The following is a 25,795-nucleotide window of genomic DNA, read 5'->3' on the forward strand; positions in this document are numbered from 1 at the left end:
GCGAGACTTAAGCAGGGGTATCCCTCTTGCTTGGGTCTCTTTTTTAGTAGAAAGGAGCATAAAAGTGAATAAGAAAAAATGGTCGATTGCTGGGCTTTTAGTAGCCATGGGGGTCGTATACGGGGACATCGGAACCAGTCCACTGTATGTAATGAAAGCGATCGTGGAAGGCAATGGCGGCCTCGCCAATATCGACCGCGATTTTGTGTTGGGATCTGTTTCGCTAATTATTTGGACACTGACAATTTTGACAACCATCAAATATGTCATTATCGCATTAAAAGCCGATAATCACGGCGAGGGTGGGATTTTCTCCTTGTATACCCTTGTGCGCAAAGGGGGCAAATTTTTAGTAATCCCCGCTATGATTGGCGGTGCCGCTCTTTTAGCCGATGGGGTCTTGACGCCTGCCGTAACCGTCACAACTGCGGTGGAAGGATTACGCGGTATTCCAGAATTTTTTGCCCATTTTGGCAATGATCAAAATATTGTCGTTATCATTACCTTAAGTATTATTTTCATTTTATTCTCTGTGCAGCGCTTCGGAACTGAAATGGTGGGGAAAGCTTTTGGCCCAATCATGTTCTTATGGTTCAGCTTTTTAGGCATCATGGGGCTAATCAACTTCAGTCAAGATTTTTCTGTCTTGGCGGCCCTGAATCCCTATTACGCTGTAAAATTATTATTTAGTCCCGAAAACAAATTAGGCATCTTAATTTTAGGGAATATCTTCCTAGCGACTACGGGTGCTGAAGCTCTTTATTCCGATATGGGGCACGTTGGCAAAACCAACATTCGTATCAGCTGGCCGTATGTCAAAATTTGCTTGATTTTAAACTATTTTGGACAAGCAGCTTGGCTTCTGCAAGCCCAACAAAATCCTACATTCGCCAATATGGAAGACTTGAATCCCTTCTTCCAAATGATGCCAACAGGTTGGATGGTGATTGGCGTCGGCTTCGCGACAATCGCGGCCATCATCGCGTCGCAGGCCCTGATTTCCGGCTCCTTCACGTTAGTATCAGAAGCGATTAAGTTGAAGCTGTTACCACGCTTGAAAATCATGTTTCCTGGGAGCAGTATCGGTCAAATGTATATCCCAGCAGTGAACTTTATTTTGTGGGCCGCCTGTTCCGTCGTAGTCTTGACCTTCCGTACCTCTACTCATATGGAGGCGGCTTATGGGCTTTCTATCACTGTCACCATGTTGATGACGACGTTCTTGCTTTATTACTATATGATTCAATCTGGTATGAAACACATCTATGCACACCTGATTACCCTATTTTTCGCTTTGATTGAGATTGTCTTCTTTATCTCCAGTATCGCGAAATTCTTCCACGGTGGTTTCGTAGCAGTCGCGATTGCCTTAGCCATTCTTTTCGTTATGGTGGTTTGGGAACGCGCGGGGGAAATTCAAGCTCGCGCTACTGATGAAGTCGCTTGGCAAGATTATTTGCCTCAACTGCAAGAGCTGCATAATGATGATACGATTCCAGTCTATCAAACGAATGTTGTTTTCTTAGTCCCTCATTTAGAACAAGATGAGATTGGCAGACAGTTCATTTACTCCATTTTAGATAAACAAATGAAACGAGCCAAAGTATACTGGTTTGTCAATGTCGAAGTGACCGATGAGCCTTATACAAAAGAATACGCCATTGACATGATGGAGACTGACTTTATTGTTAAAGTGAAGCTCTATTTAGGCTTCCGCATCAGCCAGGATGTCAATGTCTACTTGCGTCAAATCATTCATGATTTGATGAAACAAGGACGCTTACCTGAGCAGCCGCAAAAATATTCACTCACTCCAGGTCGCATTGTAGGGGACTTCCGTTTTATCATGATTCAAGAAGAGCTTTCCAATGTCACAGAAATCGATAAATGGAGCCGCCAAATCATGCAAGCAAAACTTTTTATCAAACGACATACCACCACGCCAGAAAACTGGTTTGGTTTAGAATATAGTGAAGTCGTTTATGAAACGGTTCCTTTGATTATTGGACAAACCCGTAAAACAAGATTACAAGAACGCCCATTTGAATAAGGCGAGCGACCCAAATCACGAAAAGGTTGGGACAGAAGCATTTATTCGGAAGGAGTATGGGACATGACTCAAACAGTTATGTCCCATATTTTTTTTATTGACTTCTCGAAGTGTACTATGCATAATAGTACACACGAAGCACAAGAAAGGAGTTTCCGATGGTTTCCATTGATAAAACCAATAGTAAACCCTACTATGAGCAGTTAATGTTAAGTATCAAGCAGGATATTTTGAAGGGCATTTTGCAAGCCGGCGATCAATTGCCTTCTGTCAGAGAGTTAGCCGCGCAATTGCAGATGAATCCCAATACTATCAGCAAAGCCTATAAAATGCTGGAGCTGGAGCAGGTGGTGGTCACAGTCAAAGGAAAAGGAACCTTTATTAAAAAAAGTACCTTGGAACGCGACGAGCTGCGCATCAAAGAGTTAAAAGTCAAACTACGAGAAATCGTAATCGAAGCTGGTCACTTACACGTCGATCAAAATGAGCTAACTGAATGGCTCAAAGAAATCGAACAATCCTTAGGAGGCATGTAATGAACATCCAACACTTGGCAAAAAATATTAACCATAAAGCTGTATTAGCGGATATTAACGTCGAACTACCAGCAGGTGAAATCATTGGTTTAGTTGGTCGTAATGGTTCGGGTAAAACCACCTTCTTTCGAACAGTTGCCGGGCAATATTTACCCGACCAAGGGGAGCTTTTGATTGAAGGAAAATCAATGCTTATTGACCCCGCCTTGAAAGAACAGCTTTTCTTTCTAGATGAAAGCACACATTTTCTAAATAGCTATTCCTTAAAGAAAATTGCCCTCTTCTACCGAGCAGCCTATGCGCAGTTTGATTATGATTTATTCCTGCAGCTGGTACGCAAATATCAGCTTCCTTTAAATCGCCTGTTCCGCTTTTTCTCAAAAGGAATGCAGGGCTTGGCCAAAATTATTCTTGCTGTTTGTTCCAATGCACAATACTTATTGTTAGATGAACCATTTGATGGACTAGATTACTTTATCCGCCAAGAAGTCATTGAACTACTACTAAATTTTCAAGAGTCTGGTAAAACGCTGGTCATCGCCTCTCACAATCTGAACGAATTAGAAACTTTAGTCGATCGCGTTCTCTTTCTTAAAAATCATACGATTCAGAAAAATTATCATTTGGAAGTTTTACGTAGCAACGCACGCAAGATACAAATCGTGCTAAGAGAAAAGAAAGTTCCCGCATTTATTAAAGAAAACAGCCGCTTCATCCAAAAACAAGGCCGCGTCTGGGTTGTCCTCTTTGAACATTACAACCCTGCCTTAGAAGAACAATTGCAGGCTCTGAATCCATTATTGTTGGAAGAACTACCATTAAGCTTGGCTGATCTCTTTGAAGCCAATTTACGTGAAAGGCAGGAAGTACAATGAAACTAAACACGATTTTATGGCAGCGTGTCGGCAAAGTTATCGCTGTTTTAAGTTTATTGATTGTGGCAAATTATCTTTGGTCTGGAAACAGCCTGGTTAGTAGCTGGGAAGCCAAACGAAATTATCTGTTACATGATTCAGAGTCTCAACAACATTTTGAAGAAAACAGCACCGGTAATAAAGAAGATATCTACGCCTATTGGGATTTTCACACCAATCAGAGCAAAACCTTCACTTCTTACCAAGAGTATGTAGAAAATGAATCTCATCTCTTCTTTGACGAAGGAGGGTTGGCCCTTACTCCTGGGATAAAAAATACTAAAGGGACTCAACGCTTTTGGACAGAATCTGCGCAACTCCTGATCTTTGTCTCATTTATGGTGGGCTTTCTACTCTTCTTTGTCGATTTAAAAACCAACTTTAATACATTCTTGTTTTCATTAGGTATCAAACGACGAACTATTTTTTTGCGTAAAATTTTATTCACGGGTGTTCCCCTTTTTCTCGCAATTTTATTAGGAAAATTGTTGACGCTGGTTATCATGGTGCAAGGAATCCCACAGCCGTATATGAATGGTGACATAAGTAGTCTCTTACTATCAGCCTTCACTTCCACATGCGTCATGTTCAGTGTGTATAGTGCGGGGGTTTTCTTGGGGACAATTCTAGGAAATTTAGTAACGGCGCCGATTCTGATTTGGCTATTCTATCTGGCCACCTCTTTCATCCAGTACGGTTTCAGTAACTTCCTAGGAATTATTGGTGGTGAAGCCTTAGCAACGCGTTTCGAGAGCTTTTATCAAAACATAACAAACGAATACCTTGATATCACACCCACAACACTTGGAAATCTACTTTTAATAATTGGCGGTTGTGCTTTGGTATTGTGGCTAGGCAGTTGGCTTTACGCCCATACCTCTTTAGAAAATAATGGTAAAACAGTCGTCGTACCCCAAATTCGCTTGCCTTTTTATCTAGTCTCGGCCCTTTATGTTGGATTGCTGAACGGACTGCAATCCTTCAGCTACTATGGCGAGGGACAACACAGCGATAGCCTATCGCAATTGTTCTTGAAAACAGTCGTGGCCCTGCTGATTAGTTTTGCCCTTTTGGGTATCCTATTCTACTACCAAGATCTCACCCGACTTTGGTCAGAACGAAAAGCAGGACGCCTTTCCAGATTATCTTAAGAGGTATGAAGAGTTTGGAGCATACCATAAAAAGTTATGCTCCAAATTTTTTTCTATCTAGTACCGGCTAGTTTGTACTGACTTACGGCTTACTTCCTCATATTTTAACAGCAAAAAAGCTTGCTTCCATTAATGGAAACAAGCTTTTTGATCGTTCTTATTTAGTTTCGCGGTGCAAAGTAACTTTGCGTTCGCGTGGGCAATATTTTTTCACTTCCAAACGATCTGGGTTGTTACGTTTGTTTTTGCTAGATAAGTAATTGCGTTCTTTGCAAGAAGTACATTCTAAAGTAATGTTTACGCGCATGATATTCCCTCCATCTCTTGATATGATGCGAGATTTTCTCTCGGACTAGAATATAATACCATGAACAATTTAGAAATTCTACCCTTTTGACTAAATTTGTTAAGTAGTTTTACTTTACAAATCCACAGGCTATTTTTTGATATACATATCGTAATAGGCGTCCATGATGCCATTCACCATCAATTGGTTATAAGAGCCTTCGTCTGTTGTTAGGTTCGGCAGCATTACTGCTACGGCAATTTCTGGATCATCCGCTGGGCCGTATGCCACAACGTTACTATTGATCGTATTCACCACTTCTTTATTATCTAACGTAACGGAAGTTTCGGCAGTCCCGGTTTTTCCCGCAAGATCCATTTTAGCATTTGCCATCACGCGCCCGGTCGTGTAGCCGGGTTCTCCGTGAACGACTTGGTAAAAACCTTCATGGATTATTTTCATTTGGTCTGGCGTAACATCCACCGTATTCAAGACTTTCGGTTCCACGGCTTTTTGCAGTGTTCCCAAATTGCCATTTTCATCGTTTGCGTAAATACCTTTCACCACGTGAGGCGCAATACGCTTACCGCCATTAGCAATCGTTGAAACATACTGAGCCAACTGCATAGCCGTATACGTATCATACTGGCCAAATGACAAATCAAGGAAGTTACCCATGATGGATTCTGAATCATAATTCTGGCTAACTAAACCAGTTTCTTCTCCCGGTAAATCCAGTCCGGTAATCGTGCCCATCCCATACTCAGCAAAGGCGTCCCGTAGTTTTTGGAAGTAAGGCGCTGGACCATCCTCTGGAATACGAATCGACATATCTTTAGTAATGCTTTCGATGCCTAGCATTTTTAATGCCACTTGCATCATGTAGGAGTTTGACGAGTATTGCAGGGCTTGGATAGCAGTGATTGGGATTTGATTCCCCAATGTCCGGTTAAACCAAGATGCTTTGATCTCAGAGCCGGCGATTTTAATCGCTTGATCGTTTAACGTTTGGTTATCCGAGATAACACCAGCTTGCCAGCCGGCGGTCAAGGTTCCACCTTTGACTACCGATCCTGGCGCAAAGGAGGATTGGAACGTACCGATCGCATGGTCATCTAACTCACCGGTTTCAATATTGTGCAAGAAGCCGGTCATCCCTAAAACTTCCCCCGTTTTCGGATTCATGGCCACCGCATAAACTCCTGGGGAATATTTCGCCACCCCTTTGTCTACGATATCCTGATAAATATCCTTTACGGCTTTTTCCATTTTTTCTTGGAATTTTTCATCGATTGTGAGCATCAGATTTTGGCCTTTTTCGCCGGCGTAGACTTGCTTTTGACTCACAATATCGCCTTTGCTATTCAAAATAACCTCTGATTGAGATTTTGTCCCTTGTAGAACAGACTCGTAGGATTGTTCTAGATAGCTAGTACCTACGCGGTCATTCATAGCATAGCCTTTTGCCAAATATTCCTCCGCTGATTCTTGCGGCAAACCGGTTTTTTCAGATGAAACACGTCCTAAAATACTCTTCAATGTAACATTATCTGGATACTTGCGAACCCAATCGGCACCAGTCGAAACACCTGGTAATTCAGCCGTATGTTCCCCAATTACCGCGATTTCATCGTTAGATACATCATCATTCTTAATAAAGACTGTTGTAAATTCCTGTGCGGCATTCATGCGTGTGTAAATCGTTGCGATTTTCATTTGGTCTTTGTCAAATTTGATTTCACCATCTGTCACTTTGTCAACTCGCAAGGCGTACAAGGCACTTTCGTTATTGCCGGCTTCCGCTTTTTCAGAATCTTTTAAACGGTCATCGGCTTTTTTAAAGTTCTTAGGATTTGCTAACCAGAAATCCTTTTTGTCCCGTTCTTTTAAGTCATCTGGCTCTATGTCAATCAACTTACTTAGCTTGGTGGCTACATCCAGCATATCCTCAGCCGTAACAGCGGCACCACGCGTATACGTAATGGCCGGCTTCGCTTCATTTGAAACGATCTCTTTACCCGAAGCATCATAAATTGTGCCCCGAGGTGTACTGCCTTTTACATAGCGCTTAGAAGATTGCTCAATTTTTTGTTGGAAACTGGCGCCATTGGAAATTTGTAAATACCCTAGTTGTACAATCAAGGCGACAAATAACGCGAAAATCACAAAGAAGAGAAAATTTAAACGAAAAGGAATATGCGACTTACGCGTCTGCCGGACATTCGGTTGTTTTCCGCTTTTCTTCATATTTTTAATAAAGTTTGAGCCATTAAATCTATTCTTAAAGTCTTTCATGGGTTCGACCCTTTCCACTGGATAATTGCATGTCTGTCCTATTGTAACGGAAAAAGCGGAAATAAAAAAGGGGCAGCTGCGGGACTAAGGAAATCTTTAAAATTTCTCGGATTGTTTCTATATAATACGCAAATATAGTGAAAAAGCTTTCAGTCTTTGATTAGACTGAAAGCTTTTGGCACATTTTAAACGCGTGAGTAATTGGCAACTTCTGCTACCATCGCATCTTCAAATAGATTCAATTCGACAACTTCGGTTTCCTTGCTGCCATAACGACGGATATTAACCGTTGCGTCTTCCATTTCTTTATCCCCTACCACGATTTGATATGGGATTTTTTGCGTTTGGGAGGCGCGAATCTTGTAGCCCATTTTTTCATTACGATCATCTACTTCAACCCGTAAGCCGTGACTTTGCAGACGTTCTTTGATCTCATACGCATAGTCGCTGTGGGCTTCCACAGAAACCGGAATAATTGTTGCTTGGATTGGTGCTAACCAAGTTGGAAAGGCGCCTTTGTAAACTTCTGTCAAGTAAGCCACAAAACGTTCCATCGTAGACACGATACCGCGGTGGATAACCACGGGACGATGATTATTTTCGCCGTCTTCACCAACATAAGTCAAATCAAAACGTTCTGGCAACAAGAAGTCTAGTTGGATGGTAGACAAAGTTTCTTCCATGCCCATTGCGGTCTTCACTTGTACGTCCAGTTTAGGACCATAAAAGGCCGCTTCACCTTCTGCTTCGAAGTAGTCTAAACCAAGCTCATCCATAGCCGCTTTCAACATCGTTTGCGCATTTTCCCACATCGCGTCATCATCAAAATACTTATCAGTATTCGCTGGATCACGGTAGCTTAAACGGAAACGGTAATCCGTGATATTGAAGTCCGCATATACGGCGATCATCAAATCTAGTGTCCGTTTGAATTCGTCTTTGATTTGATCGGGACGAACAAAGGTATGACCATCATTCAAAGTCATTTCCCGAACCCGTTGTAAACCAGACAAAGCCCCAGATTTTTCGTAACGGTGCATCATCCCTAATTCAGCGATACGAATTGGCAATTCACGGTAAGAGTGAATATCGTTCTTGTAAACCATCATATGATGTGGGCAGTTCATGGGACGCAAAACTAACATTTCGCCGTCACCCATGTCCATTGGTGGGAACATATCTTCATGATAGTGGTCCCAGTGACCAGATGTTTTGTACAATTCCACATCCGCCATGATTGGTGTATACACGTGTTGATAACCTAAACTGATTTCTTTATCAACGATATAACGTTCAATTGTGCGACGAATTGTAGCACCTTTTGGCAACCAGAATGGCAAACCAGAACCAACTTCTGGTGAAACCATGAAGAGGTCAAGTTCCTTCCCTAATTTACGGTGGTCGCGTTCTTTCGCTTCTTCCCGTTGCTTGATGAATTCTTTCAAGTCTTTTTTATCAAAGAAAGCTGTTCCGTATACCCGTTGCATCATGTGGTTATCGGAATTGCCACGCCAGTAAGCACCCGCCACAGATAACAATTTGAAGACTTGAATACGGCCAGTTGATGGTACGTGCGGTCCACGACATAGATCAACAAATTCCCCTTGTTGGTAAGCAGTAATGACTTCATCTTCTGGTAATTCATTGATCAATTCAACTTTATAAGGATCACTGGCAAATAGCTCCAATGCTTCTGCTTTTGTTAGTACCAAGCGTTTAATTGGCAGATTTTCTTTGACGATTTTCATCATCTCAGCTTCAATCGCTGGTAAATCTTCGGCTGTGATCGGTTGGTCGCCATTATCAGTATCGTAGTAAAAACCCGTTTCAATCGCTGGTCCCACACCAAAATGGATATTCGGGAACAAACGACGCATCGCTTGCGCCATCAAATGAGCTGAAGAATGACGCAATAAAGGAAGCGCATCTTCATGGTCTGGTGTTACAATTTCGATTGTCGCATCTGCTTCAATCGGTCGGTCTAAATCAACTAGCACTCCATTAACTTTACCCGCCAATGCCTTCTTGGCTAAGCTTTTAGAAATGCTTTCCGCTACCTCAGCGGTAGTAACGCCATTGTCGTAGTCACGACTTGCGCCATCTGGAAAAGAAATTTTTATCATGTACAAGTTCCTCCTTTGATTTTGATTGAGAGAAATGTTGCCTTCTAAAAGGTCCTGTTTGTCTTTTAGAAAACCTTGAGGGATAGGACAACCGTGAAAGAGTGTGGTTCAAGGTTACTACGCTTACTTCATTCGCCAATTATACGACATTGTTTGCGTTAGAACCCTTCAAGGATACTACGCTCACTTCGTTCGCCAGTTATACGACACTGCTTACGTTAGAAACCTTCAAGGTCACTACGCTCACTTCGTTCACCAATTATACGACATTGCTTACGTTAGAAACCTTCAAGGTCACTACGCTCACTTCGTTCGCCTAGTATTTTTTCACATCAGCTCTGGCGCGCGTAGCGTGACAGTCGCTGTGTGAAAAAACAAAAATCCTAGTATTGCTTTCGCAATACTAGGACGAAGTTTCGTGGTTCCACCTAATTTTAAACACAATGTGTTCCTCAAGCGTGATAACGGTACGGCCGCCTTTGTTTCAACAAAGGTTTCGAAAGTGGTCATTCCTCGGTTTTCTTCTGGAAAAGTTTCAGCCAAGCTTTTCCTCTCTAATAGAAGACTCTCAAGTTCAGGTGTCTTTCTCATCAATCAATTATGTGTTCATTTAACCACTTCTATTCTAAAAAAGCAAGCTGAAACTGTTACTTCCACTCACCAGCGACACCATATGTGCCTTTTTTCATTTCATTGATGATGACATGGATATGTTCTTTAGGAGCGCCGGTGTTTTTATGCACCGCCTCTGTAATATCCTTCATCATATTTTCTAATTGCTCCTGACTGCGTCCTTCGACTAGCTCCACATGAATAAATGGCATGGGCTTTCCTCCTTAAAATTACTTGCTTTTAGTATACTACTTTGAAGGTCTCACACAAAACGGGAATGTCTTCATGAAAAACTAGACCGAATTTTTCATATTCTCTTGTAAAAAATTTGATATGTCCTGCTCGCCAGTAGGCTAGACTGCCATCTCCTTCACCTTCAGTGGCGGCAAATTCAGGCGTTACCTCTTTAAAGGTAGTTTCCTCCAATTTAGTTGTCACAATGACTGCTCGGGGATTATCTTGGCCATCTAAAAGCACGCTATAGCCACCCACCTCTGGATAAGCTTCGTCATCTAACGCATACAACTCTTTGGCAGAAGTGGTAGCCGTTTTTTTACCAGCTAATACTAGCTGCAATAATTCATCCGCCATTTGGGGATCATTACCAAAAGCCCACGCTTCATACTTGGCACCCGCCGCTTCGGGATGTTTTTGCATAAATTCTTGCCAATAACTTTCGATTGTCATGTCGTCCTCCGATCATTTTTTGCTCGCAGCGCACTTAAAATCGAAACAGTATCCACTACTTCTTGTAAAGCCGCTCCTAGTAAAGCGGGAATGACTCCTGTGGCTGCGACGAGCATCAAGCCCACGCAAATGAAAATACCAATCAAGACTGATTGACGGGCGATTTTCATGGTATCTTGCGAAATCGTGACTGCCGCCGATACTCGCGTCAAGTCATCTTTCAAAATCACGGCATCAGCGCTTTCACTGGCGGCACTGGAACCATGCGCCCCCATAGCAATCCCAATATCAGCCACCGCTAAAGCAGGAGCGTCATTAATACCATCGCCTACCATGATTACCGGCCGTTTTTCAGCTATCACTTCTTTTAAAACCGTGATTTTATCTTTAGGCAAACACTCCGCATGTACAGTCGTGATGCCAACTGCTTGGGCGATTTCTTGGGCTGCCTCTGCGCCGTCTCCCGTTAGCATCATGATATCCTCGGCCCCAAGCTCCTTCAATTGGCGAATCGTAGCCGCCGCTTCCGGTCTGATTTGATCTGTAAAAGTGATTTTACCGATAAAATCACCATCTTGTGATACATAGACACTCGTTTGTTGCTCCGTTTCAACTGTATTGGCAAAATCCGCTTTGCCGACGCGAACCGTGTGTTGTTGGATGACACCTACCACACCTGCCCCTGTCACTTCTTTCAAATCACTAACCGGTAAAAACGCCAACTGCCGCTTTTTCGCCTCCGCAACTAATGAACGTGCCAGAATATGGCTAGAATTTTGTTCCACACTAGCGGCTATCTGCAAAAGACTTTCAGGAGAGAACGCTTCAGTTGGTACAAGGTCCGTTACATGTAGCTGGCCCTCGGTAATGGTGCCAGTTTTGTCGAAAGCAACGGTTTTAGCCGCTGCTAATTTTTCAATGCTCGTTCCTGTTTTCACGACAATCCCGTTGCGACTCGTGCGACTCATACCGGCAACTAACGCAATGGGCGCTGCCAAAATCAATGGGCAAGGTGAAGCCACGACTAAGACCTCTGCAAAACGCACCGGATCCTTGGAAAGAAACCACGCCACACCGCCAATCAGATAAGCAACTGCGGTAAATGGTACGGCGTAGCGATCCGCCATCCGCACAAAATGAGCCGGTTTTTCTTGTGATTCCTTGACCAATTTGATAATCGTTTGATACTGACTATCCTCAGGGCGTTTCGTGACTGTATAAGTCACGGCCCCATCACCATTGACGGCCCCTGACATCAACTCATCCCCAACTTGCTTCGTGATAGGTCGGGCTTCGCCGGTTAAAGAGGATTCGTCAAACAACGAACTACCCTCAGTGATTTCACCATCGACCGGCACGATTTCTCCCGGTTTCACTACCAGTTGGTCCCCAATGACGGCTGCCTCCACTTGAATATCTACCAAACCAGTTGCCGTCACTTTATGAGCGATTTGGGGCGAATTATCCAACAAGGAGCGCAATTCCTTACTAGCTTGTTTACTAGCATAGTCCTCTAAGCTATCGCCACCAGTCAACATAATCAAAACCACTAAGCTAGCCCAGTACTGCCCCACCAATAAGGTTGCGACAATGGCTGTGATGGCGAGAATATCCACCCCATAGCGACCTGAGCGCAATGTTTGGATCATTTCGATCAGCATTGAAAATGCTAATAATGAGCCTAAAACCGCAATTAAAATAAAGGCCCAAGTTGGTTGATGTAATACAAACTCTGAGACTAGTGCCAAAGCGCCAATCACAAGCGTTAATAAGAATTTTTTAAAGTGTCCCATTTTCCTCACCTCACCCTTATTATAGAAGGTTTCAGAAAATAGACAGCATCAAAACCCTTAAATGAAAACAACTTTCACTCTCGTTTACTCCAGACTTTCCAATAGCTCTGTTGCCACCCGCTCGAAGGATTCTTCATAATCAATTACAAGTTGCCGCAAACCTTCCACCAGCTTGACTTTGCGTCCATGACTACTAGCCTCCAGCAACAATTCATCACCATTTAAACGGAAATCCACAAAAACTTCATCATCTAAGCGACCCTCTAAATAATCGATTAACGATTCAAAATAGCCCTCCGCCAAAGGATCCGCCACTTCTGCTAAAACGTGGTCCAATAATGCCTCTAGCTCAGGGTTTTCGTAAACAAGAAAATGCTGGCTGACAAAGACAGAGTCATAGCCATTTTGAATACGAAAGCTCAAAACTTGTAAATAGTCCTCTACCTCACCAATTTTTTCCAACTGATCTATTATCCGTTTAAACAACGTGACCAAATGCTGATCGATGGCTTCCCCCAACTCGGCTTTCGTGAAGACGGTCTCAACGCGTTCTGCCTCCGTAAACAAATCTGTCGTAATCTTTTCAAAATAGTAATGCCGCGCTTGATCTCTGACATAAATCGTGACGTTACTCATTGATTGATCCTCGCAATCCTAAAGTATAAGAAATAATAGCCTCTCCTTGCGCTTGGGGATAATCAAAGCCACTAAGCACTGCTAACTCTGCCATATCACGGTTAAAAAGTCGTTGCAATCCCAAAAGCGACTCCCAGGTTTCAGCTTCCGTCCGGTAACTGAGACATTGAGCAAAATCCACCTCTTTTTCCGGTAGTAAATGAAACAGCCATTTATCATGCTTGCCGATACTTTGTTGAAAGCCTGCGCGAAAGCCCGCAAGCCATTCCAGCAAACGCAAATACTCATAGACACAGCTTTGATGATGATCCATCGCATAGACCAACTCATGCCGCTGTAACCCTTTGGTAACATATAAAGATAACCACCAAAACTCATTCCAAGAATCTAAAATCTCCGCTTGGGTCGGCTGCTTAAGCCAAAAAGGTTCATCCGTTGGGACGCGTTGCGGTAAAAGATGTTGCGGATCATATAATACTTCCACCAACGGATCCTCCGCCCATTCCGGAATAGCACTAAGGGGACACAGCATCAAATCAAGCCGATTGCCATCTGTAAACTGCATTAAAAATGTAAATCGCTCTCCTAAAGAAGGTGGAAAAAGCGTCATTTCCTCAGGCGTTTGCATAATCAAAACTTCGTCAAAAGCCCTCAGCCAAGAACGATCCGCTAAAAGCGGCTCTTTGTCCGTCACAAAATAGACAATATCGAAATCTTGATACGCATCCTTTGGCAGCTTAGGATTAGCCCGCGAACCATTCATCGCCACCGCCACCACTTCTGGCAGTGATTTAGCCGTCTCCAAAATCAGCTGCATCATCTCTGTCTCACTGCGTTTTGCCATCAGCCTGCTCGCTCCTCTCTTCTAAACGGTCAATCTTTTCATGCAATTTCTCAATCGTCGCTTGCAGTTCTGCATAAGCGGCATCATGCTTGTCATGCAAACTCTTTAAGCTCTTGTGCACCTTCAAACCACTACCCGCCGCTAAAGAAGCCCCCAAAGCACTCAACACATTCGTATAATTGCCTAAAATCAGCTGAATATCGGCAGAAGGTTTCCACGCACTCAAGGCTGGAATCACCATTGTCAATACCGCAAACACAACCAGATAGAAAAACAAAAATAAATAGATAAAAATCGAGACCTCACTAGATAACCACTGCGGGATTCTTTGCAGAAATTTAGGTTCTTTCGACATCGCCCACACCTCCCTTTTCTTATTTTTAGTGTAGCATATCGCTCCTAAAAACAACGTTACAAGCTTCCAAAGAAAGCGTTTTCTAAATATTTCTGTTATACTAATAGTAGGAGGTGAGGAATATGTTGAGAGAATATAAAAACATTTTAGTTGCAGTGGATTCCTCAAAAAATTCGGAAGTCGCGTTCAATGAGGCGATGCGAATCGCTAAAGAAAATAACGGTAGCCTGTACATTGCTTGCATCGTCAATGAAATCGAAGTCACGTATAGTTCCTTTGCCCCGTCCAAAATTTTACAACAAGAAAAAGAAGCCATTGAAGTCGAACTGTTGAAAAAAGTCCATGATGCCGATGAATTTGGCATCGCAGAAATTACTCCCATCGTCGAGATTGGCGATCCCAAACACGTCATCAGTACCGTGATTCCCGAACAACACGCCATAGACCTAATCGTAATTGGCGCCACCGGCAAAGGCGCCCTACAACGCGCTAAAGTGGGCACCACCACTAGCTATGTCGTGGAGCATGCGCCGTGTAACGTGTTGGTAGTGCGATAGGAAACTTAAAGAGTAAACAAAGAAGCGGCTCTGAACTTATCAGTTCAAAGTCGCTTCTTTATTGTGTCATTGCGTCAAAACAAAAGCTTTATCTTGTTGCCATTTTTTACTTTTTAAAGTAAACCGTTTATCAGAAACCTTACGAATATGAATTTTTATATCTCCTCGCGCAGACTTCAGTACATATTTCCCACCCAGCATGGCTTCAATCATGACTCGTCCTTCGTTATCACTTACCGCTACTAGTGGTTGTTGGTCACGGGTAATGTGTTTTTTGCCTTTGCGGTCATAAACTTCAAAGCGAACATCTGTTAAAGGCTGACCACCAGCAAGAATCGTAAAATCTAGCAAGTAACGTTTTTTCCCGATTGCTAACATACGAGCATGGCGCAAAATAGCCCAAACGAGCAAGCCAATCAAGAGGAGACTTCCCACTATGATACCAATCACACGTAGCAATTGATATTGGTCAGCTTTATCCAATTCTTTTGCCATTTCAGGCACGTATGGAATGCGGTGCCCGCGCACCAACAGTCGGTGACTGTTAATCATGTAAGGCGTACAGGTCAAGAGTGTGACGTAATCCTTGCCCTTTTCAATCTGCAGATAATCGGTATTCGTCGGTTCGATCACTTTGATTTGATCCACTTCATAGGCATGGATTTCTCTATTGATCTCAACGTAGAACTGATCCCCATTTTTTAGTTCTGGTAAATCCGTGAACAGCTTCGCTTCTGGCAACCCTCGGTGTCCCGAAATGACAGCGTGAGTGCTTTCACCACCCGTTGGATAAGAAGTCCCTTCTAATAGTGATGTCCCTTTTGCTAAAAATAAATCATTAGTCGTGTCAAAAATTGGCAGCTTCACTTTGATTTTAGGGATATTGATAACGCCAATCGTATGGGTTTGATAATAGTCTTTCGGTGGATTCGTAGGCACTTTTTTCTTCTTTGTCGCATCAGACCAGGGATCAGCCCCCGGATTGCTACCTTTTTCCGCTAATTCTTTGTTTTTCTGTTCCATCTTCGCTTGTGCCGCCTGCATGGCTTCTTCGTTCTCAGCGTTTGCTTTGGCTTGATAATAATTGATGATTTGCTGATCCAAAAAAATATTCAGCGTGTCACTGATAAATGGATAAGACAGCGCCCCGATCCCAAAAATCAGCAATAAAACCATCAAAATATCCAAAATCGTTCTTTTTTTCGTTGTTTTCTTCTTCGCTGCTTTTTTCATGAGACGCTCCTTATAGCAAAATCAGGACAGAAGCCATTCACGGCTTCTGTCCCAGTTCAGTTCGTTTACGCTTCAGTTTGTTTCCGTCCACGTGTAAAGTAGAATACCGCGCCCGCTACCGCAATCGTACCAATTGCGATGAAAGCATAGATCCCTTTACCACCAGTGGAAGGGAGAGTACCTTTGTGTTTGTTTGGTACTTTTTGTGGATCAACTAACTTTTCTGTTGTTCCGTAAGAAGCGTCGTTAACTGTAAACTCAATACGATTCGATAATAAAACATAATCGTTTGGTGCCACTGTTTCTTCTAAGAAGTAGGTACCGTATTTAAGACCAGTAATCGCAATCAAGCCGTCATCTTCGGTAGTAAAAATTGTTGCTTCTTTAGCATCCACCCAACTTACTGCCTTTGTGTCATCGATCTTCAAATATTTCGCTGTATCACTGTTTTCGTTACGAACAACAAATGATGCACCCGCTAGTGTTTTAGCAGATGTTACATCACCATCGACTTTAATGAAACGTTTGCCACCCGTTACAACTTCAACAGTTGGAGGTGTTTTATCTTTAGTATGGTCATTATCAACGTTGGCTTCATTTTTAAACCCTTTCGTTGGGTCTGCCGTTTTATTTAAATGCATAAAGTAAACAAATTTTAAGATGCCACCAGGCGTTAATGAAGGAATAAACTTTGGATTAACAGCAACCGTAAATCCATTATCTTGTTCAGTAACTTGGTATTTTTTTGAAGAAATCACTTTTTCTCCATCATATAATACATACCCATAGTCTCCAGAAGTTTGGTTATCAAAGGTTAACGCCGCATCATGCGTATCGACTAAATTGAATTTCACATATTTATTTCCATTACTGTCATTATCTGCGATCCCTGAAGGAATGTTAACAGAAATTTGATATTGAATTTTTTCTCCGATTGCTACATCTTTGCCTTCCAATTGAGGCGTTGTTTTTTCAACCTTTGATGTATCATTTTTAATGGTTAATTCGACTGTTTGTTTTTCGGTACTAATCGTAAAGGATGTTTTTGTTTGATTGTCAATTAATGCTGCGTTATTAGGCGCTTTTACTTCTTCTAGCGTATAGGCACCAGCTTCAAGATTTTTAACATTCAGTTCACCTTCTGCATTTTCCGCTTCTGTAAATTTATTTTCTCCGATACCATAGCTATAGCCAGTAATAAAATGTTTTGCTTTCTCTTTATTCATAGTCCAAGTATACAAGCCATCTTTAACTCCTTGGATGTATTTGACTGTGTTTGATTCGCCTTCAGATTTTGAAATGATAAATTCCGCACCATTCAAGCCTTCATTTTTAGCGGTACCTACTTTTTTCACCTGTAAACTTCCGTCATTAGAGACTACGTTTTTAGGGTAGATATGAATTGTGCTTAATTCTTCTGTTCCATATTTATAAGAACCATCTGTCTGTTTAATCATTTCATAAACTGGAAAGGCAACTACCATATTGTCAGCAGGTACAACCCCATCTTTCGGTTCTTCCTTAATCGTATAGACCGCATCTTTGCCATTTTGTTTTTTCGGTAAATTCAAAGTAAGATTCCCATCTGCATTTGTAGTTCCTTGAGCAATTGGAGTATTTGGAGTCAAATTTTTTACTTCAGCTTTAGCATCATCCACTGAAGTACCAGCAGCGCGACTGTTATAAAATTCAGTCGTAACATCATAGACACTAAAAGTAACACCTGCTAGCCCTTGATAGTTATCAAACTCTGTCATTTCATTACCACTATTTTGAATCAGTGGATTAGGTACTTTCTCACCCGTCATTTTCTTTTTATGGATGATAATATTAGCCATATCTGTATTATCATCAGCAAATACATTTTTAGCATTACCAAGTCCTAATACGAAAGGAAATACCATAATTAATGTTGCAATAATTCCCCAAATCTTCTGTTTTCTTGTTTTCATCTTCTTTAACCCCTTTTTATTCTTCATTTTTTTCCTTTTTATTGCGAACAAACACAATGATCACGATGAGAATCATGATAGCACCTAACCAAACCATCTTATTGTTCAAGATTTCATTGGTTTTTGGAAAATGGTGTTTGGTATTTGGTTTGTTTGTATCCGGTACCTTCGGCTTGTTTGGTTTATCTGGCTTATTAGGTGGCGTTTCAGTCGCCTTGTTGACAACTTTCAGTACACCATCTGCCATATCATAGCTCGTTTCGCTAATAATAAATTCAACCGGAGATTGATTTAATTGGTACCCATTCGGCGCGGTAATTTCTTGTAGCTGATACTTGCCATAGGCTAAACCAGTGATTTCAAATGCGCCTTTTTGATTTGAAACCAACTTAACAAGATTCGAGGTGTCCATGGAATCTTCCCAAGCAAAACCATCTTTATTTTGCACGAGATATTGATTTTGCTCATTTAAGACGACAAACTCGGCACCAGCTAATAGCTTAGTATTATCCGCCATATCCACCTTTACAAATTTTTTGCCGCCAGTCTTAACGTCCACTTCCTTGGTGATTTTATCGAAGTCCGTATCTAGCGAAGCGGTATTCACAATCTTTGCATCGACTTTTTCATGACTCATCAAGGTATCGGTATAAGTGATTACGATGGTTTTTCCTTCGTAATCGGATAACTTGTCAATATCCTTAAAATTCAATTCAAAACCATGCTCGCGAACGTTTTTTTCATACAGGAAGCTGACCTCTTTGCCATCAATCGTGACCTTTAACGATTCCGGATTAAAATGTAGAACATCATCCGCTTGGTCCGTAATTTTAAAGTATTTATAGTCGGTCAAATCATCTGGTACCGTGGTTGTTACCGTGAAAGGAATCTTATCACCAAAGTTATAATTGGCTTTACCGTCCGTCACGACCTTATTAAACCGAGGTGGAATCGTTTGTTTCCGTTCATTCTTCGGATAAAGATGAATCGGATTTAAAACTGCATCGCCATCGTAAACTGGCAGCACTACAACCAAATCTTTCGAAACAGTATTAATGTATTTTGGGGCACTAGCTTCATGAATCAAGTACACTGCATCTTGCCCTTTCGCTTGTGCAGATTTCGCAGCAAGATTGAAAACCAGCAAACCATCTTCCACATCAGCTACCGTGTAGCGTTTTTCCCCTTCGCTGGCGCGGTGGGTGATTCCTTCCGCAACCCGAACTTTATTTGGACCAAGTTTCGCAAGTTCTTGTTGCGCTTGTTCCGCCGACATTCCAGAATTTCTCAACTCATAAAATTTCCGAGAAACATCGAAAACTTCAAATTTCACATTATTCAAACCGTGATATTCCTTTAATAAGGAGGCATGATCGTCATCCGCACGGCCTGTGTTTTCACTATCAGCCGGCATCTCTCCATACGGAAAAGCAATCTTGTGTAACACAATATCCACACGATTATCCTTCGACGTATCACTGGCCGACATCCCCATCATTAGAGGTACAAACAGCAGTAAACTAGTAAATGCTAACAGCATCTTCTTCATCTACGCCACCCCCTTACTATTACGAGAACGGTAAAAGAGATAACCGCCCACCACAACCAATGCTAGTGAGCCAGCTAGATAGTACATCCACGTACCCGAACCACCAGTGGAAGGAAGCGGGACTTTGGCTTTGTTGGGAACATCGAAAGTTATGACATTGTCAGACACAGTTAAATCAGCGTTAGATAGTTCTTTGTTAGATATACTTACCTTTCCAGTTGTATCAATTTCTATTTGAATTGGATCATTCAACATTCGATAACCTTCTGGGCTTTTTGCTTCTCTTACCTCGTAAACTTTCCCCTTATTTAAAGTAATATTTTTGGGTAACACATAAGTTCCATCACCTATTGATTCGAGCAAAGTTGATTCGCTTAAATCACCACCAGAAATAGCAAACTCAGCACCCTTCAGTAAACTTCCAGTAATACTATCTTTCTTAGTAATCTTTAAAGACAAAGGGGTAAATATCTTAGTATTTTTCCAAGTATTATCATCAATTTTAGTTGATTCATAATTTGTAAGTTCTGTTAGTTCTTTACTAATTGCATATTTAAAATCATTACCTTGATTATCAAATTTTGGTAACCAAATTGTTTCGCTATAAGGTGAATCTGCAGCAGAAATTTTCTGAACGCCTATCCTACTCCATGTATTTTTATCATTTGATTTTTCATTTTGACTAGTTATTTTCAAAAAACCCATAGGAATTTCATTCCTACTAACCTGGAACAATAAATCTGATCTTCCTAGTATATTATTATCAAACTCATCCCATTTTTTAGTTAAATCTATTGTCGTACCTGGTGCTTTTGCAGAAGGAACACCGAAGTCTACTATATCTTTATCGTTCTCCTTATTTGGCAAAAAGGTTGTCCTTCCATTCAGTGGATACCAATATTCTGGAATAAAATCAGGATTTTCAGTTTGTATTCTGACTTGATAGTGTACTTGAACTTCTTGCCCCTTACCTAAATTAAGATTTGAAATTGTTAAGGTCCCATCAAACGGTTGCTTGTACTCTTTAGGTAAAATAGCCGTTATCTCTCCCACACTTTTCAGATTTAATGTTTCTGGTTGATAAGTAAATTGACCTCCCAGCGGATCTACTATTTCACCGCTATTTACGGTACTAATAATTTGGACTGCCTTAGTTGAAAGATACGTCGCAATATCCTCGGATTGTTTAGCTTCTTCATAAAAAAATTCGCCACTATTATTTTTTGAGACAATTTGCTTCATGCGATTAGCCACATCAACAGAAGATAGTTCTGCCGTTGCATCGTCTTGCAACTGAATCCCTAAACCATGGATCTCGATATTTTTTTCTTTGATTCTCATAGCCTCGCCTACCGTTGCTATGAAAGTGTTATCTATATCCCTCTTAACACCATTTTCATCAGTAGCAGTCTCATTTCCACTAATTTTAGAAGTCGAGCCTGTTCCTTCAACCACATTAGTAAAACCAGTCCCATAATAAAGAACACCTCGGCCTGTTGTAGTTTTAACTTTATTCACTTTATAACTGTAGGTTGGAACGCCGTCAGTTAAAAGTACGATAACCTTTTTATGATCTGGATTTTTCTTACTAAGCTCAGTATCAGCATCACGAAGAGCTTTTTGAGTAAATGTTCCCCCGGACACCCTTGATGGTGTAAATTGTTCAATCTGATTAGCGACTTCATTGAAAGGTGCTAAACCAATTTTTCCATTACTATATTTGGATCCCTCACTAGAATATCCTATGTACCCTAAGTTTATTTGATTGGTAATACCACCCTTTTTTAATGTTTCAACGAATAATTTAACCCCCTCTTGAACATTCTGAATTCTGTCATTTTTCATCATACTGCCAGACCAATCGACAACTAACATAACGTCTATTGGATTAATGTTTTTCATGACGTTTCCCCTAACATTGAGGTAGACATCAAATAGTCCTGGGTTTCCAGCGCTTTCAACTGCATATTTTCTAATTGCAAAATCGGCATCTGCTCCGGTTCCGCCATATTCTATATAAGAGTTTTCTAGATTAGTTGGATCTCCATTCCATGATGTTAGCTTATCCCAGGAAGTTCCTCCGCCAACATTCCCTTGATGATTTATAACATTCGTATTTCCATTGGGAATCCAAGAGTATTCCGGATAAGTCCCACTGTTATCAGTAATATATTGAGGCTCGATATTTGCGTATGTTCTTCCGGAAAAAACCAAGCTATCTGCAGCACTCCGCGTAATTACTTGTGGTCTGCCTGTTTCTTCATATTTCTTTTCAGCTTCTTTTTTAGCGGAATCAACTGTTGCTTCGTCGGCATCGCCTAAGTCAGTGACATCACTGCTTTCAGTGCTTGAGCTGTCAACTGAGGCTGCGTCAGTACTTCCGCTAGTCTGAGTAGCACTATCGGTCGTTTCAGTCGCGACACTGCTATCGCTGCTGGCAACAGTTGCCTCTGTAGAGCTTTCAGTCGAAGCTTCTGGCTCTGTCGCTGCTTCTTCAGATGCTGGAATTTCTATTGTAATATCTTTTTCATATAATGCTTTTGTTCCTTCTTCATCTAGAAAAGCCACCGTTAGTGTAGCTTTATCTAAGGACGCCGTGGTAAATTTGATGGTTTCTTTTTGTTCCTTCGCTGAAGCATCTTTTTGCAAAATTTTCCCGTAATCTTGACTAGACGAATCATCACTTACTTTAAATTGATCATTTTTTGATAACTGAGGCATCACGATGCCATCAGCATTTTTTAATGTAGCTACAAATCGAGTAGGGTTGTCTTGGACTGTCTTAGTAACAGCTAATTCCCAGTTAATGCTATCCCCTTCACGTGTATAGGTGATTTTTCCGTTCCCATACTCATTGTCAAATAGTTCCTGTGCTGTTTCCTCTTTTTCCAATGTGACAGCGATAGCGGTTATTCCCGTCGCCAGTGACTGTCCAAAAGGAAGCAAGATGACGAGGACGCCCAACAAAAAAACGAACCTGCTCTTCCATGTCCTAGTTTTCATTCTCTTCTCCTACCTTTTTTAACTAATAAGAATGATTTCATTTTAGGGTCGTTCCAAGAACGTAACAGCCTCACAAAAAAGAACAATTATTTGTTTTTTTGACAAAAAATTAAAAGAAGAAAACAAAATAAAACCAGTTGTTATTTTAATTTTAAATATCTTTATTTTCCTTTGTATTATAAGAATACTTCCATTGTTTCAGAAATTATATCTGTTATGTTTCAAGATGAATTTTTGTGCTGCAAGGCTTCATTCATAAAAAAGAAAATGTTTTTTAAAAATAGAAATTGACACAAATTTCACAACTTTATTCTTTGTAAATATGATAATGTGAACTGAAAACGTCTTTTTATGTGAAAATAAGAACAAAATAAAAAGAGAAAATCTTTTTCGATTTTCTCCTGCTACAAACAAAAAAAGCTCGCTACCAATTCTTCAAAAGTTGATAGCGAGCTTCATTTTATTCTCCTAAATCTACATTATGATAGACTTTTTGAACGTCTTCTAACTCTTCCAAAACGTCGATCATTTTTTCAAATTTCTCTAGGTCTTCACCTGTTAAGGTAACGTCGTTTTGTGGAACCATTTCTAATTCTGCTACGGTAAATTCTGATACGCCTTTTTCTTTCAGGGCGTCTTGGATGACTTGGAAGTCACCTGGTTCACCGTAGACCATGATTTGACCGTCTTCTTCCACTACGTCCCGCACATCGATGTCTTTTTCCATCAAATATTCCAACACGTCATCCGCGTCTTCACCGGCGAAGCCAAACAAAGCAGTATTGTCAAACATATACGCTACGGCACCGGATACACCCATGTTACCGCCGTTTTTACCGAAAGCTGCGCGAACGTCGGCTGCGGTACGATTGACGTTATTTGTTAAAGTATCCACAATCACCATGGAGCCGCTAGGGCCGAAGCCTTCATAACGTAATTCTGAAAATTGTTCATCGCCAGAACCTTTTGCTTTTTCAATGGCGCGGTCAATGATATGTTTTGGTACATTGTAAGTTTTCGCCCGTTCAATAACGAAACGCAATTTTTGGTTGGCGTGAGGATCAGGATCACCCGATTTTGCTGCCGCATAAATTTCGATTCCAAATTTTGCATAAATTCGGCTGTTATTTGCATCTTTCGCAGTTTTCTTTGCGACGATGTTTGCCCATTTACGACCCATTATTCTCACTTCGCTTTCTTTTAGTCATCATTTTTTAATTACACACGGTAATTATTATACTTGGTTCCACGCGGTTTGTTAAGTCTTTTTTAACGTTGCAACGGAAACCGTCCGTAAACTTGCTCACTAATTTTAGGACTACCCAACTGATAAAGATGGCTGATTTTTTCATCCAAAGAAAAGTTCGACGTATCGCGACCGATTCTAGTCAGGATTGGCAAGTCGGCCGTCTTTTTGCGTTCTTTCAGAAATTGCTGACCCTTTGAGGTAAAACCTAGAACATGTATAAAAGTATTCTGCCAAGTTCCCTGTATCTCATTTTCCGTCACTTGGCCTAAAATATAGCAGCAAAGTCGTTGGAGCCGCGTCCAAGTATAACGTTTTGTTTTGACAGCTTCAATAAAAGCCGCGAACGTTTCGGCTTTTTCGGCAGCAGCCTGTAAGCGGTATTCAATACCTTCTGTCATTTGATAGATGCGCCTTAAATCGCTAGGCGTTTGGACTAGTAGCTGATACCGTAACAACGGCCAGAAATTCTGCCAGCTAATTAGCGGTTGGGTCTGTAATAATCCCCAACTTGTTTTAGGCATAGTTAAAGCGACATCTGTTCCTGCCTCCAAGCCTTTGCGGATAGCAGTGGCACTGGCAATCGTTCCCTTAATCATTTCATCGTGGTAGCCTGCTTGCTCGCGGTGAATCGGAATCAATGTCATTGGCTGTGAGTACTTCGCATTTTCCTTTGCATAGCTCAACCCTAAAATATGGTTAGGCGAGGAAAAATCTAAAGGCAGTCCTAGTAGTTCACGGAAGAGAGCGGTCATTTGTTGCGGATAGCTTTGCCCATTATTGCGCATAGCTTGGTAACGGGTATCAATTTCAGCTTGATGATTGGCTACAAACGCCCCAAATCCTTGATAATCGACGGTTTCTTTGACATCCGTCCCAAAGACCAGTGATTCTACTTGGAGAGCCTGTAATAGCTTGACCGCACCCGCTGCGAAATAATCGGCTGACTGGACCGCATAAGCAAAAGGCAGCTCAATCACCAGATCTGCTCCTTGCAACAAGGCCATCTCTGCACGAGTCCACTTATCGACTATTGCCGGTTCGCCCCGTTGAAGAAAATTGCCGCTCATCACCGCCACCACAACATCCGCACCAGTTTGCTCACGAGCTTGCTGCAGATGGTAGCGATGCCCATTATGGAAGGGATTATATTCTACAATAACGCCACATGCCTTCATTTTTGCGACTCCTTTCTGCTAAAAAAGAGCTGCAACGCGGATACGCACAGCTCTCTCTAGTATGTCTATTTCTTCGCCACGAAAAACCAGCGGCGGCTTTTTTCATTTGGTTCGCTGTCGATAAAATCAGCGTAAGGTTCAACGGAGCTGAAGCCGGCACTTTCCAGCATCATCAAATAATCCGCTAACGGATAGGTTCGTTCTTGATGCAGCTCGTCGATACGCCGGAACAGTGTACCCTCTTGCACGAAGAAGGTCAAGAAATGTTCGATACTATGCGCTTTTTCACCGGCATAGCTTTCCCATAAAAACGCAAAATCATCGGTTTGATAATGGTAGCTATAATCGGGAAAAACTTCGTCGATTTGGTAAGTCGAGTGAACGTCGAATAAAAAGATTCCGTCTTCCTCTAACGCTTGATAGACCTCATCGAAGACTTGTTGGACTTCTTGGCGATTCGCCATGTAGCACAAGGAATCTGAGTAGCAGGTAATAACTGGATAATTGCCGACTTCGGAAAGATCCAGCATGTTCCCCGCCACAAACTGAACGGCGACTTCTTCTTCAAAGGCCCGTTCACTAGCCACCATCAGCATCTCTTCAGAAAGGTCAAGACCAGTGACTTCATAACCTTCCTTGGCAAAAGCTACCGCCAAAGCGCCGGTACCACAAGCCAGCTCCAGAATCCGTTTCGTGTCTGGTTCGATATGGCGTTTGGTAAAATCCAGCCAGCGTTGATAGAGGCTAGTGTCCATTACCTCGTCATATACAAAGGCAAAGGTTTCATAAGCCATC

General features: G+C 41.7%; 21 protein-coding genes. 5 read left to right on the top strand and 16 right to left on the bottom strand.

The genetic code is table 11. The features are described from left to right. Nucleotides 1-58: 58 nt before the first annotated feature. From ECA01S_RS02910 to ECA01S_RS02925, 4 genes are all read left to right on the top strand, one after another. A complete protein-coding gene (locus ECA01S_RS02910) occupies nt 59-2,050 on the top strand; it encodes a KUP/HAK/KT family potassium transporter (protein ID WP_505661206.1) in 1,992 nt (663 codons plus the stop codon). A 158-nt stretch (nt 2,051-2,208) separates the two neighbouring features. Further along, on the top strand, nt 2,209-2,586 hold the full coding sequence (locus tag ECA01S_RS02915; RefSeq protein ID WP_067390779.1) for a GntR family transcriptional regulator: 378 nt from the start codon (nt 2,209-2,211) through the stop codon (nt 2,584-2,586). After that, nucleotides 2,586-3,461, top strand: coding sequence for an ATP-binding cassette domain-containing protein (locus ECA01S_RS02920; RefSeq protein ID WP_067390781.1), 876 nt, complete (start codon nt 2,586-2,588; stop codon nt 3,459-3,461). Before ECA01S_RS02915 ends, ECA01S_RS02920 begins: the two co-directional genes overlap by 1 nt. Further along, nucleotides 3,458-4,651: a hypothetical protein gene (locus ECA01S_RS02925; protein WP_067390784.1), complete on the top strand. Its 1,194-nt coding sequence runs from the start codon at nt 3,458-3,460 to the stop codon at nt 4,649-4,651. Before ECA01S_RS02920 ends, ECA01S_RS02925 begins: the two co-directional genes overlap by 4 nt. 157 nt (nt 4,652-4,808) lie before the next feature. On the opposite strand, the gene rpmG is transcribed toward ECA01S_RS02925, so the two are convergent. The 9 genes from rpmG to ECA01S_RS02975 form a co-directional block, all read right to left on the bottom strand. After that, nucleotides 4,809-4,958, bottom strand: coding sequence for a 50S ribosomal protein L33 (rpmG, locus tag ECA01S_RS02930; RefSeq protein WP_067390787.1), 150 nt, complete (start codon nt 4,956-4,958; stop codon nt 4,809-4,811). 129 nt (nt 4,959-5,087) lie between these two features. Continuing rightward, a complete protein-coding gene (locus ECA01S_RS02935) occupies nt 5,088-7,232 on the bottom strand; it encodes a penicillin-binding transpeptidase domain-containing protein (RefSeq protein ID WP_067390790.1) in 2,145 nt (714 codons plus the stop codon). Between the two features lie 185 nt (nt 7,233-7,417). Continuing rightward, nucleotides 7,418-9,355 carry a threonine--tRNA ligase gene (gene thrS, locus ECA01S_RS02940; RefSeq protein WP_067390793.1) on the bottom strand — a complete coding sequence of 646 codons (1,938 nt, stop codon included), beginning with the start codon at nt 9,353-9,355 and terminating at the stop codon, nt 7,418-7,420. Nucleotides 9,356-10,002: 647 nt separating this feature from the next. Further along, nucleotides 10,003-10,179 (bottom strand): 2-hydroxymuconate tautomerase, encoded by a 177-nt coding sequence (thmT, locus tag ECA01S_RS02950; RefSeq protein ID WP_067390798.1) that lies wholly within the window; start codon nt 10,177-10,179, stop codon nt 10,003-10,005. A 28-nt stretch (nt 10,180-10,207) separates the two neighbouring features. Beyond that, entirely contained in the window at nt 10,208-10,654 is a 447-nt protein-coding gene (locus ECA01S_RS02955; protein ID WP_067390800.1) for an ASCH domain-containing protein, read from the bottom strand. Further along, complete coding sequence (locus ECA01S_RS02960; protein ID WP_067390804.1) at nt 10,651-12,447, bottom strand: heavy metal translocating P-type ATPase; 1,797 nt, start codon at nt 12,445-12,447, stop codon at nt 10,651-10,653. The genes ECA01S_RS02955 and ECA01S_RS02960 overlap by 4 nt, the downstream gene beginning before the upstream one ends. An 84-nt stretch (nt 12,448-12,531) precedes the next feature. Next, a complete protein-coding gene (locus ECA01S_RS02965; RefSeq protein WP_067390806.1) occupies nt 12,532-13,083 on the bottom strand; it encodes a hypothetical protein in 552 nt (183 codons plus the stop codon). Further along, complete coding sequence (locus ECA01S_RS02970) at nt 13,076-13,927, bottom strand: aminoglycoside 6-adenylyltransferase (protein ID WP_067390809.1); 852 nt, start codon at nt 13,925-13,927, stop codon at nt 13,076-13,078. The genes ECA01S_RS02965 and ECA01S_RS02970 overlap by 8 nt, the downstream gene beginning before the upstream one ends. Next, nucleotides 13,911-14,282 (bottom strand): hypothetical protein, encoded by a 372-nt coding sequence (locus tag ECA01S_RS02975; RefSeq protein WP_067390812.1) that lies wholly within the window; start codon nt 14,280-14,282, stop codon nt 13,911-13,913. Before ECA01S_RS02975 ends, ECA01S_RS02970 begins: the two co-directional genes overlap by 17 nt. Nucleotides 14,283-14,404: 122 nt before the next feature. On the opposite strand from ECA01S_RS02975, the gene ECA01S_RS02980 reads away from it, so the two are divergent. Further along, nucleotides 14,405-14,839, top strand: a complete 435-nt coding sequence (locus tag ECA01S_RS02980) for a universal stress protein (RefSeq protein WP_067390813.1) — start codon at nt 14,405-14,407, stop codon at nt 14,837-14,839. A 66-nt stretch (nt 14,840-14,905) separates the two neighbouring features. Here the strand turns inward: ECA01S_RS02980 and ECA01S_RS02985 are convergent, their stop codons facing one another. The 7 genes from ECA01S_RS02985 to ECA01S_RS03015 form a co-directional block, all read right to left on the bottom strand. After that, complete coding sequence (locus ECA01S_RS02985; protein ID WP_067390816.1) at nt 14,906-16,072, bottom strand: class C sortase; 1,167 nt, start codon at nt 16,070-16,072, stop codon at nt 14,906-14,908. 65 nt (nt 16,073-16,137) lie between these two features. Then, entirely contained in the window at nt 16,138-18,024 is a 1,887-nt protein-coding gene (locus tag ECA01S_RS02990; RefSeq protein ID WP_067391133.1) for a SpaH/EbpB family LPXTG-anchored major pilin, read from the bottom strand. A gap of 16 nt (nt 18,025-18,040) precedes the next feature. After that, nucleotides 18,041-19,573 (bottom strand): SpaH/EbpB family LPXTG-anchored major pilin, encoded by a 1,533-nt coding sequence (locus tag ECA01S_RS02995; protein ID WP_067390819.1) that lies wholly within the window; start codon nt 19,571-19,573, stop codon nt 18,041-18,043. After that, on the bottom strand, nt 19,574-22,576 hold the full coding sequence (locus ECA01S_RS03000) for a VWA domain-containing protein (RefSeq protein WP_067390822.1): 3,003 nt from the start codon (nt 22,574-22,576) through the stop codon (nt 19,574-19,576). A gap of 460 nt (nt 22,577-23,036) precedes the next feature. Then, nucleotides 23,037-23,756 (bottom strand): YebC/PmpR family DNA-binding transcriptional regulator, encoded by a 720-nt coding sequence (locus ECA01S_RS03005; protein ID WP_067390825.1) that lies wholly within the window; start codon nt 23,754-23,756, stop codon nt 23,037-23,039. Nucleotides 23,757-23,845: 89 nt separating this feature from the next. Continuing rightward, a complete protein-coding gene (locus ECA01S_RS03010; RefSeq protein WP_067390827.1) occupies nt 23,846-25,000 on the bottom strand; it encodes a nucleotidyltransferase in 1,155 nt (384 codons plus the stop codon). A 65-nt stretch (nt 25,001-25,065) separates the two neighbouring features. Beyond that, nucleotides 25,066-25,794: a class I SAM-dependent DNA methyltransferase gene (locus tag ECA01S_RS03015; protein ID WP_067390830.1), complete on the bottom strand. Its 729-nt coding sequence runs from the start codon at nt 25,792-25,794 to the stop codon at nt 25,066-25,068. Between the last annotated feature and the right edge of the window lies 1 nt (nt 25,795).

This window comes from Enterococcus canis NBRC 100695, assembly GCF_001544375.1.
Taxonomy (GTDB): domain Bacteria; phylum Bacillota; class Bacilli; order Lactobacillales; family Enterococcaceae; genus Enterococcus_H; species Enterococcus_H canis.